At 64.5% G+C, this 17,564-nt stretch carries 13 protein-coding genes; 7 read left to right on the top strand and 6 right to left on the bottom strand.

The features are described 5' to 3' along the window. Positions 1-21: 21 nt before the first annotated feature. Entirely contained in the window at positions 22-2,184 is a 2,163-nt protein-coding gene (locus tag HB675_RS24940; RefSeq protein WP_213881832.1) for an ATP-binding protein, read from the top strand. Here HB675_RS24940 and HB675_RS24935 read toward each other — a convergent pair. Further along, positions 2,175-3,281: an HlyD family secretion protein gene (locus HB675_RS24935; RefSeq protein ID WP_213881831.1), complete on the bottom strand. Its 1,107-nt coding sequence runs from the start codon at positions 3,279-3,281 to the stop codon at positions 2,175-2,177. The two genes, HB675_RS24940 and HB675_RS24935, sit on opposite strands and share 10 nt — an antisense overlap. Next, positions 3,278-4,861: a hypothetical protein gene (locus tag HB675_RS24930; RefSeq protein WP_213881830.1), complete on the bottom strand. Its 1,584-nt coding sequence runs from the start codon at positions 4,859-4,861 to the stop codon at positions 3,278-3,280. The genes HB675_RS24935 and HB675_RS24930 overlap by 4 nt, the downstream gene beginning before the upstream one ends. 197 nt (positions 4,862-5,058) lie before the next feature. Between HB675_RS24930 and argE the strand changes: the two genes are divergently transcribed. From argE to mnmH, 3 genes are all read left to right on the top strand, one after another. Next, positions 5,059-6,219: an acetylornithine deacetylase gene (argE, locus tag HB675_RS24925; RefSeq protein WP_213881829.1), complete on the top strand. Its 1,161-nt coding sequence runs from the start codon at positions 5,059-5,061 to the stop codon at positions 6,217-6,219. 64 nt (positions 6,220-6,283) lie between these two features. Then, positions 6,284-7,318 carry a selenide, water dikinase SelD gene (selD, locus tag HB675_RS24920; RefSeq protein ID WP_213881828.1) on the top strand — a complete coding sequence of 345 codons (1,035 nt, stop codon included), beginning with the start codon at positions 6,284-6,286 and terminating at the stop codon, positions 7,316-7,318. Then, positions 7,318-8,412: a tRNA 2-selenouridine(34) synthase MnmH gene (gene mnmH / locus HB675_RS24915; RefSeq protein ID WP_213881827.1), complete on the top strand. Its 1,095-nt coding sequence runs from the start codon at positions 7,318-7,320 to the stop codon at positions 8,410-8,412. The genes selD and mnmH overlap by 1 nt, the downstream gene beginning before the upstream one ends. Position 8,413: 1 nt before the next feature. Here the strand turns inward: mnmH and HB675_RS24910 are convergent, their stop codons facing one another. Next, positions 8,414-9,469 (bottom strand): permease, encoded by a 1,056-nt coding sequence (locus HB675_RS24910; RefSeq protein WP_213881826.1) that lies wholly within the window; start codon positions 9,467-9,469, stop codon positions 8,414-8,416. A gap of 36 nt (positions 9,470-9,505) precedes the next feature. Next, the gene (gene cyoB / locus HB675_RS24905; RefSeq protein ID WP_213881825.1) at positions 9,506-11,464 is read right to left on the bottom strand and encodes a cytochrome o ubiquinol oxidase subunit I; all 1,959 of its coding nucleotides are present in this window, start codon (positions 11,462-11,464) and stop codon (positions 9,506-9,508) included. A gap of 377 nt (positions 11,465-11,841) precedes the next feature. On the opposite strand from cyoB, the gene antA reads away from it, so the two are divergent. From antA to antC, 3 genes are read left to right on the top strand one after another with little or no spacing between them, the layout of a single operon-like run. Next, complete coding sequence (gene antA, locus HB675_RS24900) at positions 11,842-13,242, top strand: anthranilate 1,2-dioxygenase large subunit (RefSeq protein WP_213881824.1); 1,401 nt, start codon at positions 11,842-11,844, stop codon at positions 13,240-13,242. 2 nt (positions 13,243-13,244) lie between these two features. Further along, positions 13,245-13,736 (top strand): anthranilate 1,2-dioxygenase small subunit, encoded by a 492-nt coding sequence (gene antB, locus HB675_RS24895; protein WP_213881823.1) that lies wholly within the window; start codon positions 13,245-13,247, stop codon positions 13,734-13,736. 18 nt (positions 13,737-13,754) lie between these two features. Continuing rightward, positions 13,755-14,774, top strand: coding sequence for an anthranilate 1,2-dioxygenase electron transfer component AntC (gene antC, locus HB675_RS24890; RefSeq protein ID WP_213881822.1), 1,020 nt, complete (start codon positions 13,755-13,757; stop codon positions 14,772-14,774). Here the strand turns inward: antC and HB675_RS24885 are convergent. Next, entirely contained in the window at positions 14,755-15,753 is a 999-nt protein-coding gene (locus tag HB675_RS24885; RefSeq protein ID WP_213881821.1) for an AraC family transcriptional regulator, read from the bottom strand. The genes antC and HB675_RS24885 overlap by 20 nt on opposite strands. Positions 15,754-15,809: 56 nt before the next feature. Then, entirely contained in the window at positions 15,810-17,279 is a 1,470-nt protein-coding gene (locus HB675_RS24880) for an aldehyde dehydrogenase family protein (RefSeq protein WP_213881820.1), read from the bottom strand. Positions 17,280-17,564: the final 285 nt, after the last annotated feature.

The raw sequence follows: 17,564 nt of genomic DNA, 5'->3' as shown, positions 1-17,564 counted from the left end.
GAGGAGCTAGAGGCCGAGGTCATGCGCCTACGCGCCGCCCTCGAACGTACCGCCATCGCCGACAGCGAGGTCCACCAGCGCGCCGTCGAGGAGACACGCGAGCGTTACCTCAGCCGCACCCGCAGCGCCGAAAATGCCCTGCGCCGCAGCGAAGCACGCTTCAGCAAGATCCTGGAGACCATCGAAGCAGCGTTCGCCATCGTCGAAGTCAAGTTCGACGCCGACGACCTGCCGGTGGACTACCGCTTCATCGAAGCCAACCCGGCGTTCGAGCAGCAGGCGGGGGTCAACCTGCGGGGCAAATGGGTCAGCGAATTTGCCCCGGACCTGGAGCAGTTCTGGTTCGACACCTACGGGCACGTGGCCAAGACCGGCGAGTCGGCCAACTTCGAAAACTACGCAAAGCACTTCGAGCGCTGGTTCGACGTGCGTGCCGTGCGGGTGGACGAACCGGCTGCGCGGCGCATCGCGATTTTCTTCAGTGACGTCACCGAGCGTCGCGCGGCCCAGGAGCGTCTGCGCATGAGCGAGGCGGTGGCCCGGGAAAACATCGAGCGGGTGCAGCTGGCGCTGGCAGCAGGGGCGATCATCGGCACCTGGCACTGGCACCTGCCCACTGATCGCTTCACCGTCGATGAGGCCTTTGCCCGGGTGTTCGACCTGGACCCGGCCCTGGGCCGCGAGGGCCTGAGCCTGGAACAGGTAGTCGCCACCGTGCATCCCGACGACAGTGCAGCGCTGATCACCGCCATCAACGAGGCGGTTACCCGAGGCGGCGCTTACTCCCACCAATACCGCGTGCGGCGCTCCGATGGTCGCTACTACTGGATCGAAGCCAACGGCCGCGTCGAGTTTGCCGAAGACGGGACGCCGCTGCGCTTTCCCGGCGTATTGATCGACGTCGAGGAGCGCCGCGTTGTCGAAGCCGAGCGCGACCGCGCCATTGCCGCCTTGCGCAGCCTCAATGACACCCTGGAGCAGCGCGTCAGCGAAGGCACGGCCGAACTGATGCGCGCTGAAGAACAGCTGCGTCAATCGCAGAAAATGGAAGCCGTGGGCCAGCTCACTGGCGGCCTGGCCCATGACTTCAACAACCTGTTGGCGGGGATTTCCGGTGCGCTGGAATTGATGAGCCATCGCATCGCCCAAGGACGTTTGCAGGACATCGACAAGTACATCGTCACCGCCCAGGGCGCGGCCCGGCGCGCGGCGGCATTGACCCACCGGCTGCTGGCGTTTTCCCGGCGCCAGACCCTGGACCCGCGACCCACCGACGTGAATCAGTTGATGGCCGGCATGACCGACCTGATCCAGCGCACGGTCGGCCCCAGTATCCACCTGCAGACGATACCCGCGCCTGGCCTGTGGCCGACCCGGGTCGACGCCAGCCAGTTGGAAAACGCCCTGCTCAACTTGTGCCTCAACGCCCGTGATGCCATGCCTGACGGTGGCAGTATCACCATTGCGACCGTCAATTGCTGGCTGGAGGCCGAGGCGGCCCGTGCACACGAACTGCCGGAAGGTGCCTATCTGGCCTTGTCGGTCACCGACACCGGTTCGGGCATGCCGCCGGACGTCATGGCCAAGGCCTTCGACCCATTTTTCACCACTAAACCCATTGGCCAGGGCACCGGCCTGGGCTTGTCGATGATCTATGGCTTTGCCCAGCAGTCAGGGGGGCAGGTGCGCATTCAGTCGCGCGAAGGCGAGGGCGCGACCCTGTCGATCTTCCTGCCCCGTTACCACGGCCAGGCGCCAGGCAGCGAAGGCGACCTGCATCCAAGCTCGGCGGTCCCGGCCAAGATCGGCGAAACCGTCCTGCTGGTGGACGACGAACCGACGGTGCGCATGTTGCTCACCGAAGTCCTGAGCGAGCTGGGTTACGCCGTGATCGAGGCCGCCGACAGCGTCGCCGGGCTCAAGGTGCTGCGCTCGAATGTGCGCATCGACCTGCTGATCACCGACGTCGGCCTGCCTGGCGGCATGAACGGCCGGCAGATGGCCGAAGCGGGGCGCGAGGTGCGGCCTCGACTCAAAACCCTGTTCATCACCGGCTACGCGGAAGCGGCGGTGATGGGCGAGGGCGATCTGGGGCCGGGAATGCAGGTGCTGACCAAGCCGTTTGCGGTGGATACGTTGGCGGCCAGGGTCAGCGAACTGGTGCGTGCGCAGCCTCAGGGCTGAGCCGCACCAGGGGTATCCACCGTAATCTCCACCGACATTCCCGGTCGCAGCCGATCAAACCAGTGCTGGTCCGCCGGGATATTGACCCGCACGCCGATCCGCTGCGGCACCTTGACGAAGTTGCCCGTGCCGTTGTCCGAGGTCACCGCGGAAAACTCCGAGCCGGTGGCCGGGGCGATGCGTTCCACCACGCCGTGGAAATCCTCGCCCGGCACGGCGTCGACGGAAAAGTGCGCACTCTGCCCCACGGCGATGCCATGGGTCTGGGCTTCTTTATAGTCGGCAATCACCCAACGCTCGGGGGACACCAGACTGAACAACGTGGTGCCGGAGCTGAGCAGCAAGCCCACATGGGCTTCGACCCGGCCCAGTTGCCCATCCGATGGCGCCCAGATTTTGGTCCGGGCCAGGTTGATGTTGGCAGAATCCAGTGCGGCCTTGGCCTGCTGGACCTTGGCAGCCAGGCCTTTGGCGGCCACTTGTTCCGAACGCACTGAGGCTTCGGCCACGCGCACGTTGGCCTGGGCTTCCCCCACCGAAGCCTTGGCTGTACGGAACGAACCCAGGTTGGTGTCGCGGCCCTGAACCGAGACGCCGCCGTCCGCCACCAGCGCCTGGGCGCGGCGCAAGTCGCCTTGGGTACGCTGGGCGTCAGCCATGGCGCTGGCCAGGGAAGCCTGGCGAGCGGCGAGGGTGGCCACCGCAGTGGCCTGGGACTGCACGTTGTTGTCCAGGTCGCTCTGCGCCGAGTCGACGTCCGCACGGGCCTGCTCGACGCTGGCCTGGTAGGTGGACGGATCGATCTCGGCCAATAGCTGCCCCTTGTGCACCCTTTCGTAGTCCTGCACATGGATCGCGATCAGCCGCCCCGAGACCTCCGGTGCCAGAGTCGTGACATAGCCGCGCACGTAGGCATTGTCGGTGTAGGGGCCGTTATCGCTGAACGGCGGCAGCCGCCAGATGTACAGCACCACCACCACGGCGATCACCGTCAGTACGGCAATGGCGGCAATCTGCAACAGGCCAGGCCGGGACGGCGCCCACACGTGGTCAGGATGATCGGGCTGCGCGGTAGCGGGTTCGGTCGCTTTGTTCAATGGGTTTTCTCTTCAGCTTGGGCTTGAGCGCGGTTCGTGTAGGCGGTGTAGAGGGCGGCGATCATCACCACGACCATGGCGGCCAGGGCGATGACCGTGACCAGCCGAAAGCTGTTCAGGTAGCCGATCACCGAGGCTTGTTGGCTGGCGGTACTGGACAGCGTGGACGAACTCCATTGTGCGATCACCGGGTTGGTCGCGGCGAAACGGTTATCGAAGCCGGCGATCGAGTATTTCTGGCTGACGAACTGGACGCTGCTGAGCAGCGCCGAGCCCACCACGCTGCCGAAATTCTGCGTGGCGGCGAACACCAGCACCGTGGGCACCAGCACCTCGGTGCCGCGCTTGAGCATCTGCGAAATGCAGAAGAACAGCGCAGGCCCGACAAACAGCGTGGTGCCGAAGCCGATCAGGCACTGGGAAATGATCAGGTCGTCGGGCCGTACCAGCTCATTGAAGGAGCAGGCGATCATTGCCCCCATGGCGATACAGCCCAGCGCCGCCATCATCTGGAACAGCAGCGATCTGGGGCTCAGGGTGCAGAGCATCACCAAGATGCCCACCACCATCGACAGCGCCACCATGGCGAACAGCGTGTGGTATTGATCGTTGTTCAGGCTGCGCAGAGACAGCAGACCGGGCACGCTGCTGCTCTGCACGCCGAGCGACAGGCGCTCCACCAGGGCGATGCCCATGAACGCGGCGATGTGCCCATTGGTCAGCCATTTGAGGTCGATCTCCGGGTGCGTGCGCCGGGATTCGATCAGCACCGCCAGGCCCAGGGTCAACGCACTGCCGATCAGCAGGTAGCCCAGAAACGGGGTCTCGGTCCACCAGTAGGTCTCGCCCGCAGCCAGGGCGCAGGCGAGCATGATGAAGCCGGCCAGCACCAGCGGCCCGGTGAGCAAGTCCAGGCGTTCGAAGACCTTGATGGTGTAGGTGCGCGGCAACGGGTTGAGGGCCAGCACGATGATTTGCAGCAGCGGCACCACGAGGATCAGCAGGTGCAACGTGGTGTTGCGGTCAGCCAGCAGGAAATCCACAGGCACTAGACGTGCCAGGGGCTGCGCCAATTGGACGCAGGCAATGGGCGTGGCCACGGCAAGAATTCGGCGGCTTTTGGGCAGCGCCGACATCATGTAGTAGACGCTGGCCGCCACCCCGGTGGAGGTGGAAAGACCGTTGGCGGCGCGGGCGAGGACGGCCGTGGTCAGACTGCCGAACACCGCATCGGCGGCTGCGGCAAGGACGTAGAGAATCAGCGAACCGAACAGCATCATCGGCAAACCGAGTTGCTGGCGGCCCTTGATCATGACGATGTTGGCGCTGGCGCCCACGCCCACGTAAGCGCCTATCAGCCAGACAGTATCGGCCGAATAGGACAAATAGCCCCCGGCGATCTGCGCCAGGTTGCCGGTCACCAGGCTGTTGCCAAAGATGCCCGAGATGCTCATGAAAATGGCCACCAGCACATAGCGAATGCGGCGTTGCAGCGCATGGGGCGGCAGATAGGGAGCGCCCGCTACATTGGGCCGTTCGCTCTCGGCAAACGGGTACTGGTTGTCTTCAACCTCTAGCACGAAGTGGTCCTGGCCCTGGTTAGATAGGGGGCTTAATTATCAGATAAATCGATTAAGCACTAATGAATATATTCAGTACTTACTATGGCTAAATAGATTGAACTTCCGTGCTTTTTTGCATGAGTCGATGGCCACCAAAAAAACGCGGCACGAAGCCTGCTTGCCTTTAACGCCTCTTTCGTCAGGTCTTGTTTCCCATGTCCGCCAGCCCCACCCGCCAGTACCTCGAACGCCTCGTCGCTTTTCCCAGCGTCACCCTCACGCCCAACGTGGCATTGATCGAATGGGTGCAAGGTCTTTTCCAGGCCCACGGCATCGACAGCACCCTGGTCCACAGTGATGACGGTACCCGTGCCAACCTGTTCGCCTCGGTCGGCCCCGCCGAGGTGCCCGGCGTGCTGCTCTCGGCCCACACTGATGTAGTGCCGGTGGAAGGGCAGGCGTGGACGCTGCCGCCGTTCGCCTGCACCGAGCGCGGCGGCCGCCTGTATGGCCGCGGCACCTGTGACATGAAGGGCTTTGTGGCCTGCGCGGTGACGGCCATGCTCGCGGCCGCCGACAAGCCGCTCCAGCGTCCGCTGCAACTGGCGCTGTCCTACGACGAGGAAATTGGCTGCGTCGGCGTGCGCCGTCTGCTTGACCTGCTGGAAGTGGCGCCGGTCAAGCCCATGGTCTGCGTGGTGGGCGAGCCGACGTCCATGCAGATTGCCACCGGGCACAAGGGCAAGGCGGCCTTGCGCGCGGCCTGCCATGGCGTGGAAGGGCATTCTTCCCTGGCGCCCCAGGCACTCAATGCCTTGCACCTGGCCTGTGATTTCATCGGCGATGTGCGCCAAATGCAGGCACGCCTGGCCCGAGACGGGGCACGGGACGACGCCTACGACGTGCCGTACACCACGCTGCACGTCGGCAAGCTCGAAGGCGGCAAGGCGCTGAACATCGTGCCCCACCTGGCGACCCTGGATTTCGAAATTCGCCACTTGGCCTGTGATGACCCGCTGCAATTGCTCGATGAACTGCAGGAGGGCGCCGCACGTCTGGTGGCCGAACAGCGCGAGCGCTTTCCCATGGCGAAGATCGAGGTCACGCAGGTCAACGCCTATCCGGGGCTGGACACCCACCCCACCAGCGCCGCGGTGCGCATGATCGAAGCGCTGCTGGCGCCGGACACGCGCAAGCTCAAGGTCGCGTTTGGCACCGAGGGCGGCCTGTTCGCCGGGCGCCTGGGAGTACCGGTGATGGTCTGCGGGCCGGGCTCCATCGAGCAGGCGCACAAGCCCGATGAGTATGTGGAACTGAGTCAGCTGGAGCTGTGCGATGCGTTTCTGGCGAAGTTGGTGCATTCGTTGACGGTGTGAAGCCCGCGATAGCCGTGACCCGGCTCTGTTAGACTTGCCCTCTTTACCCAGAGAGTGGCAACCCATGAGCGCACCGGTCCGTTTGACCCAATACAGCCACGGCGCGGGCTGCGGCTGCAAGATCTCGCCCCAGGTGCTGGAGGTGATTCTGGCCGGCAGTGGCGCGCAGAATCTCGACCCGCGCCTGTGGGTGGGCAATGCCTCGCGCGACGATGCGGCGGTGTACGCCATCGACGATGAGCGCGGCGTGGTGTCCACCACCGATTTCTTCATGCCCATCGTCGATGACCCCTACGATTTCGGCCGTATTGCGGCCACCAATGCCATCAGCGATATCTACGCCATGGGCGGCGACCCGATCATGGCCATCGCCATTCTCGGCTGGCCGGTCAACCTGCTGGCGCCGGAAATTGCCCGCGAAGTCATTCGCGGCGGTCGCGCGGTCTGCGATGCGGCGGGCATCCCCCTGGCAGGTGGACACTCCATCGACGCCCCCGAGCCGATCTTCGGCCTGGCGGTCACTGGCCTGGTGGAAAAGCGCTTCATGAAGCGCAACGACACCGCGACCCTGGGTTGCACCCTTTACCTGACCAAGCCCCTGGGCATCGGCATCCTCACCACCGCCGAGAAGAAGGGGCTGTTGCGCGATGCCGACCTGGGCGTTGCCTGCGAGCAGATGTGCACACTCAATACCGCCGGCAGCCGCTTCGGCAAACTGGAGGGCGTCACCGCGATGACTGACGTCACCGGTTTCGGCCTGCTGGGCCATCTGGTGGAAATGGCCGACGGCAGCCAACTGACCGCCCGCCTTGAGGCCGATGCCGTGCCGCGTCTGGCCAGTGTCGACCACTACATCGAGCAGGGGTGCATTCCCGGCGGCACCCTGCGCAATTTCCAGAGTTACGGCGAGCGCATCGGCCCGTTGAGCGAGGCGCAGCAAAACCTGCTGTGCGACCCACAGACCAGCGGTGGCCTGTTGGTGGCGGTCACCCCCGATGGCCAGGCGGCGTTCCTGCGCACGGCTGCCGAACTGGGCCTGGACCTCAAGCCCATCGGCACCCTGATCGAGCGACAGGCCTGCGCGGTCGAGGTGTTCTGATGCGCGACAACAGCGCCGACTTGCGGCAGATTTTTCTGGACGACATCCCGTTGATGGACGTTCGTGCACCGGTGGAATTCAACAAAGGCGCTTTTGCCCGCGCCCGCAACCTGCCGCTGATGAATGACGCCGAGCGCGAGGCGGTCGGCACGGCCTACAAGCAGCAGGGGCAGCAGGCGGCCATTGAACTGGGCCACCGACTGGTGTCCGGCGACGTCCAGCAGGCGCGTATCGACGCCTGGGTCGAGTTCGTTCGCCGCCAGCCCGAGGGCTATCTGTACTGCTTTCGCGGCGGCCTGCGGTCGCAGATCACTCAGCAGTGGCTCAAGGACGTTGCCGGTATCGTCTACCCCCGCGTGCTGGGCGGTTACAAGGCCATGCGCAGCTTCCTCATCGAAACCACCGAACAAGCGGCCGAGCAGTGCCCGCTGCTGTTGATTGGTGGCTTGACCGGCTCGGGCAAGACCGAGGTACTGGTCGAACTGGGCAACGGTGTGGATCTGGAGGGCCACGCCAACCATCGCGGCTCCAGCTTCGGCAAGCGCGTCAATGGCCAGCCCGGACAGATCGACTTCGAAAACGCCCTGGCCGTGGACATTCTCAAGAAGCGCGCGCGGGGTGCCGAGCACCTGGTGCTGGAAGATGAGGGCCGCGCCATCGGCAGCCGCGCCGTGCCGTTGGCGCTGTTCCGGCAGATGCAGGCCGCGCCGCTGGTGTGGCTGCAAGACCGTTTCGAGGACCGCGTCGCGCGTATTCTCAATGATTACGTGATCGACCTGTGCGCCGAGTTCGTCGCGGCCCACGGCGTGGAGGAAGGCCGGCAGGCGTTCGCTGAACGCCTGCGTCAGAGCCTGGCGAGCAATCTCAAGCGCCTGGGGGGTGAACGCTACCAGCGTCTGGCGGCGATCATGGACAGTGCGCTGGAGGTGCAGCTGGCCACCGGCAAGGTTGACGCTCACCGGCAATGGATCGAGATCTTGCTCGGCGAGTACTACGACCCGATGTACGCCTATCAGCAGGCGAGCAAGGCCGAGCGGATCGCGTTCAGCGGTGATCACGCTGCCGTCAGGGAATACCTGCAGCAACGTGCCTGACTCAGAGCAGCCAGGCCCCGACCGCGCCGCTGATGACGCCCACCAGCATGGTCAGCAGCGCCACCGTCGCCAGCACTCTTCGGTCAAAGGATTTGCGCAGCATCAACAGTGACGGCAGGCTGACGCTGGGCAGGGTCATCAGCAGCGCCACGGACGGGGCGAGGCCCAGGCCCAGGTTCATGAGGGTCTGCACGATAGGAATTTCCGCTGCCGTGGGGATCACGAACATGGTGCCGATGATCGCCAACGGTATCAGCAAGGCCCAGCCATCGCCCATGAGCCCGGCGCCATGGGGGAACAGCCAGACCCGCGCAGCGCCCAGGACCAGTACCGCCACGATGTAGATCGGAATGGTGGTCCAGAACAGTTGCCACAAGGTGCGCATCCAGCGCCCCAGCAGGCTGCCAGGATCAGTCTCGCCGGTGGCTTCGACGGCTTCCACAGCGGCTTCGGGAAGCGCCTCGGGCCGCGAGATGTGCTGGGCAAACAGCGAGACCCCGAGCACCAGCACGACCCCGGCCACCAGGCGCAGGGCGGTGAACTGCCAACCGAGCACGAAGCCCATGAAGATCAAGGTGGCTGGGTTGAGCACCGGGTTGGCGATCCAGAACGCCAGGGCCGCGCCCACCGACACCTTCTGCCGGCGCAACCCGGCCGCCACCGGCGCCGCGCAGCAGCTGCACATCATCCCCGGAAGGGCGAACAGGCCGCCGCGCAGGGTCGACCCAAAACCGGCCTTGCCGAACACCCGCAGCAACCAGTCGCGGGGGATCAGCACCTGCACCATGGAGCCGAGGATCACCGCCAGTACCGCCGCCTTCCAGATCGCCAGAAAATACACCTGGGCATAGGCCAGCGCCGCCATCAGAGGCGAGTCCGGGTGGTCATTGATGATCGAGCCGCCGATGCTGTGGCTGTCGGCGGCGACGAACGACTTGAGGTAATAAGGTGACCACTTGACATAGTACAGACCGATCACGGCCACCAGCACGAACAGCGCCGGCTTGTACCAGAAGGCCCAGGGGCGGGCAGGGGGATGCAAGGGTTGGCTGACCATGATGGCGTCCGTGGGGAAACGAACGCCTATGATACGTCATCGCACGTGACGCTGCGCTTCGAGCGCGCGCACGGTCTGGGCCGGCACCCAATAGCCCTGATCGTCCCGGCAGGCATGGGCGACAAAGCAGCTGATCGCTCCCGCCAGGCCCACCGCCGCCAGCCACCAGATGTGCCAGATCATGGCAAAGCCGAACAGGGTCAAGAGCGCGCTGATGATCAAGCCGGCCGAGGTGTTGCTGGGCATGTGGATGGCCTTGTAAACCGGCGTCGCGCGGGCCTGGCCGCTGCGCTTGGCCTCGGTAAACGCGTCGATACCGTCGACCTGCGGCAGCACCGCGAAGTTGTAGAATGCCGGCGGCGAGGCCGTCGACCACTCCAGTGTGCGGCCATTCCACGGATCGCCGCTCAGGTCCAGGTTGTCGCGGCGGTCACGCACGCTGACGTACAGCTGGATGAACTGGCAGGCGATGCCCAGCAGGATCAGCACCGCGCCGACCCAGGCGGCATGCAACCAAGGGGTCCAGTCCGGGTTATCGGTCTGGTTCAGGCGCCGGGTCATGCCCATGAAGCCCAGGGCATACAGCGGCATGAATGCACAGTAGAAACCCACCAGCCAGAATGTCACCGCCGCCTTGCCCCAGCCTTCATGCAGCTTGAAACCGAAGACCTTGGGGAACCAGAAGGTGAACCCGGCCAGGTAGCCGAACACGGCCCCGGCAATGATCACGTTGTGAAAGTGCGCCACCAGGAACAGGCTGTTGTGCAGCACGAAGTCGGCCCCGGGAATCGCCAGCAGTACGCCGGTCATGCCGCCGATGGAGAAGGTCACCAGAAAGCCCAGGGTCCACCACATCGGCGAGGTGAAGCGCAGGCGACCGCGATAGAGGGTGAACAGCCAATTGAACAGCTTGACGCCGGTGGGAATGGAAATGGTCATGGTCGCCAGGCCGAAGAAGGCGTTGACGCTGGCCCCCGAGCCCATGGTGAAGAAGTGGTGCAGCCAGACCATGAAGCCCAGGCAGGTAATCGCGCCGCTGGCGATGATCATCGAGGTATGGCCGAACAGCTTCTTGCCGCTAAAGGTCGACACCACTTCGGAAAACACACCGAAGGCCGGCAGCACCAGGATGTACACCTCCGGATGCCCCCAGGCCCAAAACAAGTTGACGTACATCATCGGGTTGCCGCCCAGCTCGTTGGTGAAGAAGTGAAAACCCAGGTAGCGGTCCAGGGTCAGCATGGCCAGCACCCCGGTAAGGATCGGGAACGAGCTGACAATCAGCACGTTGGCCCAGGTGCAGGTCCAGGTGAAAATCGGCATCTGCATCAGCTTCATACCCGGTGCGCGCATCTTTAGCACCGTCACCAGAAAGTTGATCCCGGTCAGGGTCGTGCCCAGCCCGGACAGCTGCAAGGCCCAGATGTAATAGTCAACGCCCACGCCGGGGCTGTACTGCAACCCGGATAGCGGTGGGTAGGCGACCCACCCGGTTTTGGCGAACTCACCGATGCCCAAGGACAGGTTGATCAGCACCACGCCGGCCACCAGCAGCCAGAAGCTCAAGGAATTGAGGAAGGGAAAGGCCACGTCCCGCGCACCGATCTGCAAGGGCAGCACCACGTTCATCAAACCGGTGAAAAACGGCATGGCCATGAAGATGATCATGATCACCCCGTGGGCGGTGAAGATCTGGTCGTAGTGCTCCGGCGGCAGGAACCCTGGCTGGCCGTCGGTGGCCACGGCCAGTTGCGTGCGCATCATCAAGGCATCGGCAAAGCCGCGCACCAGCATGACCATGGCCACGACGATATACATCACACCGATGCGCTTGTGGTCCACCGAGGTCAGCCATTCGCGCCACAGGTAGCCCCATTGGCGGTATTGGGTCAGGGCGCCGATGATCAGCAGGGCCAGCACTGCCACGCCGGCCAGGGTGATCATGATGATCGGTTCATGGTAGGGGATGGCCGACAGGCTCAGCTTTCCAAACATGGTGACTCCGGTTCAGGATTCTCAAGAGATCGTTCCCGACCGCGTCGGGGTCGCCATCATGAACCGGGGGCGCAGACAGTATCAGACTCAGATCAACGTGAAAAAACCGGATCAGATCATTCAGGCCCGAGTTGGCGCTGCAAGACCCGAGCGGGGATAATCCCCTCCTGACTCACTCCGTTCCTCAGCCAGTAGCCCGCCCAATGGATTTGCTCAACAGCCTTCGCGCCTTTGTCAGTGCGCCGGTCATGCACCGATTGGCATGAAAGGAGGGTCATTCGCACGGAGTGGATAAAGGCGGCGAACCGGCCGGATAGTGCGGCCCGGTGCACGGGCGTCAAATGATGGCAACCGTCATCCGCCCAGAGGTCCTCCCCATGACCCATAGAACGACCGCTCAATGGCAGCACTTCGTCGAAGGCTGCCTGGACTTTCGACCGGCCGAAGGCATCTACCGGGTCGACCGGGCGATGTTCACCGAGCCCGACCTGTTCGACCTGGAGATGGAACTGGTCTTCGAAAAGAACTGGATCTACGCCTGCCACGAAAGCCAGATCGCCAACCCCCACGACTTCATGACAATGCGCGCCGGCCGCCAGCCGATGATCATCACCCGCGACGGCGAGGGTCGGCTTAACGCCCTGATCAATGCCTGCCAGCATCGCGGCACCACCCTGACCCGGGTCGGCAAGGGCAACCAGTCGACCTTTACCTGCCCCTTCCATGCCTGGTGCTACAAAAGCGACGGGCGCCTGGTCAAGGTCAAGGCACCCGGCGAGTATTCCGAGGGCTTCGACAAGGCCACCCGAGGCCTGAAAAAGGCCCGCATCGAGAGCTACAAAGGCTTCGTCTTCATCAGCCTCGACGTGCAGGGCAGCGACAGCCTCAAGGACTTCCTCGGCGACGCCACCGTGTTCTTCGACATGATGGTGGCCCAATCACCCAGCGGTGAACTGGAGGTGCTGCCGGGCAAGTCGGCCTACACCTACGACGGCAACTGGAAGCTGCAGAACGAGAACGGCCTGGACGGTTACCACGTCAGCACCGTGCACTACAACTACGTGGCCACGGTGCAGCACCGCCAGCAGGTCAACAGCGACAAGGGCCTGAGCAACGCCGATACCCTGGACTACAGCAAGCTGGGCGCCGGCGACAAGGCCACCGACGACGGCTGGTTCTCCTTCCACAACGGCCACAGCCTGCTGTTCAGCGACATGCCCAACCCGGCCGTGCGTCCCGGCTATGCCAGCATCATGCCGCGCCTGGTCAGTGAGCACGGGCAGGGCAAGGCTGAGTGGATGATGCATCGCCTGCGCAACCTCAATATCTACCCCAGCCTGTTCTTCCTCGACCAGATCAGCTCGCAGCTGCGCATCATCCGCCCGCTGGCCTGGAACAAGACCGAGATCAACAGCTTCTGCCTGGGCGTGAAGGGCGAATCCGACGCCGACCGCGAGAACCGTATCCGTCAATTCGAGGATTTCTTCAACGTCTCCGGCCTCGGCACCCCCGACGACCTTGTCGAATTCCGCGAAGCCCAGCGCGGTTTCCAGGCGCGCCTTGAACGTTGGAGCGACATCTCCCGTGGCCACAGCCAATGGGTCGAAGGGCCCACCGCCAACAGCCAGGCCATCGGCATCTCGCCCGTGTTGACCGGCACCGAGTTCACCCACGAAGGCCTGTACGTCAATCAGCATGGCAACTGGCAGCGTTTTCTGCTCGAAGGCCTGGCCCGCAAGGCCGCCCACGAGCAAGCCCTTAACCTCAAGGAACTGTGATGATGAATGCCGAACTTCAGTACCGCGTCGAACAGTTCTTCTACCTACTGAGCGAGCACTGCGACAACCAGGATTGGGACGCCTACCTCGACCTGTTCAGCGAGGACAGCGAATTCCACCTGCCGCAGTGGGACTCCGAGCATGTCTACACCACAGACCCGAAGAAGGGCATGTCGCTGATCTACTATGCCAACCGCGGCGGCCTGGAAGACCGGGTGTTTCGCCTGCGCACCGGCAAGGCCGCGTCGGCGACGCCCTTGCCGCGTACGGTGCACCTGGTCAACAACCTGCGCCTGCAGGCGCTGCCGGACGGCGACCTGCAAGCGCGGGTCAACTGGCACACGCTGTTCCACCGCCTGCAGGTCAGCGAAGCGTTCTTCGGCTACGCCACCTACACCCTGAGAGCGGCAGGTGACAGCTGGAAGATCAGCCGCAAACACGTGGTGCTGCTCAACGACACCATCAATTCGGTGCTCGATTTCTACCATCTCTGATTGTCGGAACCGCCGCCCATGACCTACAAAGCCGCCCTCAGTTTTGCCGACGGCAAGACCCTGTTCTGCACCGTGCAGAAAAACGAACGGCTGCTGGACGCAGCGCTGCGCAGCGGCATCACCCTGCCGCTGGACTGCCGCGAAGGCGTCTGCGCCACCTGCCAGGGGCGCTGTGAAAGCGGCCTCTACACCCAGGACTACGTCGACGATGAAGCCCTGTCCGCGGCCGACCTGGCCCGGCACAAGGTGTTGAGCTGCCAGACCCGGTTGCTCTCGGATGCGGCGTTTTACTTCGACTACGACTCCACCCTGTGCAGCAAGGCCGAGCCTGGCCGCCACCGCGCGCGGGTCACGGCGCTGGAACGACCGTCGGCCCGCACCGCCATCCTCCATGTAAAGCTCGACGGCGAAGCGATCCTGGATTACCTGCCGGGGCAATATGCGCGGCTGCACATACCCGGTACCGAGCAGAGCCGTGCCTATTCGTTCGCCAACGCCTCGGGCACCGGCACCTTGCAGTTTCTCGTGCGGCTGCTGTCCGACGGGGTGATGAGCGACTACCTGCGCGAACGCTGCGAGGTGGGTGACCTGATCGAGTTCGAGGCGCCGCTGGGCACGTTTTACCTGCGCCATGTCGAGCGCCCGCTGGTAATGGTGGCGGGGGGTACGGGGTTGTCGGCGTTCCTCGGCATGCTCGATGAGCTGGCCGAGCAGGGCGGCTGCGGGCATCCGGTGCGGCTTTACCACGGTGTGCGCGACGTCGCCGACTTATGCGAGCTGGCGCGTATCGAGGACTACGCCCGGCGCATTACCGACTTCACTTTCGTGCCGGTGATCAGCCAGCCGGGAGCCGCCTGGGCAGGCCGGCGCGGCTACATCGCCGACCATCTGGATCAGGCAGCCGTGGGCGAACGTCCCTTTGATCTGTACGTGTGCGGGCCGCCGCCCATGGTGGAGTCGATCAAGGCCTGGCGGGAGGCTCAGGCCGCGCAAGATGCGCGGCTGTACTTCGAAAAATTCATCGAGAGCCATGCCTGACAGGGCGCGCTTGCCGGGCCAGGGTTTCGGAAGGGTATTCGCCGAAGGCCCGCTGGTAGTCGCCGGAAAACCGCCCCAGGTGGCTCAGGCCCCAGCTCAAGGCCACCTCGGTGACGTTGCTGCTGGCGCCGTCTTCCAGCAAGGTGCGGCGGGCCGCCTCCAGGCGCTTGTGCTTGAGCATCTGCATCGGCGTGCATTGGTAGTGCAGACGAAACCCTTCGAACAGCCTCGCCCGGCTGACCCCGGCGGCCTGGGCGATGTCGTCGGGGTTCAGGTCGTCGCGCAGGTGCTGCTCGATGAAGTGACGGGCGTTCTTCAGCGGCTGGGGAATGCGTCCCTGGCTGGCCTCGCGCAATTCGCTGGAGTAATTGTTCGGCTGGCTCACCAGCAGCGTCTTGATCAGGGTTGCTTCAAGGTCGCGGGCAATGCCGGGCTGGCGATAGAGGGCGTCGCTGAGGGTCAGTTCGCGCAAGTGAAAATCCACCAGCCGCCACCAGCCCGCGCTGCTGCCGCCGAGGGCGTCCATCAAAGGATCGAAGCGGATCGGCGTCGACAGGGGGCGCTGCAGCATCTGCTCGGCGACGCTGTTCATGGCCGCCACCGTGATCGCGATCTGGACCTTGCGGCAGTCGCCGGAAATGCTCAGTTGCTGGCTGTCCTCTGGGGCGATGATCAGCGCGCGGGTGCTGTCCGAGAGCAGGTCGCGGCCTGCGGTGCGCAGTTCCTGGCAGCCGCTGAGGGGCAGGCTCAGGCTGTAGCTGTTCAGGCGGTGTTGCGATTCCACCCCGACGGTAACGTCGGTGCCGTACTGGATGTGCCCCAAGGTGGTCGCCAGTGCGCCCAGGCGGTGCCCGCTGTGGGCAAAGGCGACCTGGCCCGGACGCCGGGCCTGCAACGAGTGGGGCCCGCAGATATCGCCCATCCAGTGCTGCGCAGCGGCCAGCGGCTGGCCGGCGGTGCGCATGTGGCAAAGGTTCATGGGGCTCTCCCGTTCAGGCTGTGCCGGGATCAAGCAAGCTTTGTGCCCGGCACTTCTTAAAAGGGAAAGTCGCGCTTGCCCATCTGGATCGTCACCCACTTCACCTCGCTCATTTCGTCCATGGACGCCTGACCGCCTTCGCGGCCAAAGCCGCTGCCTTGATTGCCGCCGAAGGCGATATGGGGCTCGTCGGAGATCGTCGTGTCATTGATGTGCACCATGCCGGCGGTGGAGCGGCGGGAGAAGTCCATGGCCTTTTGCAGGTCGTTGGTGACGATCGCCGCGCTCAGGCCGTACTGGGTGTCGTTGGCCAGCCGCAAGGCGTGTTCGTAGTCGCGGGCACGGTAGATCGAGGTCACCGGGCCGAAGGATTCTTCATCGTAGATGGCCATGTCCGGGCGGACGTCCACCAGCACGGTCGCGTCGAAGTAGGGGCCTCGATGGCTGCCCCCGGCCAGCAGCCGCGCGCCTTTGCCCAGGGCATCGTCCAGTTGCGCCAGGATGAACGCACACTGCTGCTCGCGAATCAGCGGGCCGATCACCGTGGCCGGGTCGCGCGGGTCACCGACCTTGATGGTGCCGGCCTTGGCGGCGAAGGCGGTGCAGAACCGCTCGTACAGCGCGTCTTCGACAATGATGCGCGAGTTGGCCATGCACACCTGGCCCTGGTGATAGAACACGCCGAAGGCGGCCGCGTCCACGGCGTAAGCCAACTCGGCATCGGCCAGCACCACCAGCGGGCTCTTGCCGCCCATCTCCAGGCAGACCTTCTTCATGTGCTTGCCCGCTTCGCTGGCAATCAGGCGCCCGACCTTGTTGGAGCCGGTGAAGGTCACCATGCGGATGCGCGGGTCGCTGACCAACCGCTCGCCGACGGTCTGCGCCGACCCCGGTATCACGTTGAACACCCCGGCAGGCAGGCCGGCCTGCTCGAATATCTCGGCAATGCGCAGACCGGTCAGGGGCGCGAGTTCCGATGGCTTGAGGATGAAGGTGTTGCCGGCAGCGAGGGCAAAGGCGATCTTTTTCATCGACAGCAGCAGCGGCGAGTTGAAGGGCGCAATCCCGGCGATCACCCCCAGTGGCTGACGGACCGTCATGCCGATCTGTCCCGGTGAGCAAGTCGGGAAGGTCTGGCCGTGGGCCTGACGGGTGCAGGCCGCCGCGCTGCGCAGGCAGGCTACGGCGTAGCTCACTTCCCACGGGGCCTTGAGCCAGGTCGAGCCGGTCTCTTCGATGAGCAGGTCGCGCAGCTCATCGGCACGGCCCTGGATGATATCGGCAGCCTTGAGCAACAACGCCTCGCGATCGCCCACCAGCCTCTGCGCCCAGCTCTCGCGCGCGGCGTAGGCGGCGGCGATGGCGTCTTCCACGTCAGCCGGGCTGGCTTGCGCCACCAGGGCGAAACATTGGCCGGTGGCCGGGTTGATGTCCTGATCGATCTGCCCGTCACTGCCCGGGCGCCATTGGCCGTTGATGTACAGGGGGTGGACGCGCAGGTCGGCGGCTTGCAGGGCAATGTTCATCGGCTGGGCTCGTGGATGGCTGGGATGCACGGGGCGATGCACGAACCGTACCGTCGGCTTTTACCCAGTGTTTGCGAAGCAGCGAAGGCGCGCAGTGCTCATATGAGGGGCATGCCACGCAATATGTGCTGTGATCGGGCGCATGGCCTTGCGCGTTTGATCGCCCCCGTTATACAGCCGCTGGAGCGCGGTGTGGCGGTGCGGTGCAATCGGCGCTTCGGCGGCGGCTTGATCGGCCGCTTGCAGAGCCTGCCACTGCCTGCCTGGGCAGGGCAGGTGCAGGTG

The organism is Pseudomonas sp. dw_358, from assembly GCF_018449655.1.
Classification (GTDB): Bacteria; Pseudomonadota; Gammaproteobacteria; order Pseudomonadales; family Pseudomonadaceae; genus Aquipseudomonas.
Note: the sequence above shows the minus strand (reverse complement) of the source record. Positions and strands in the feature narration are given on the sequence as shown.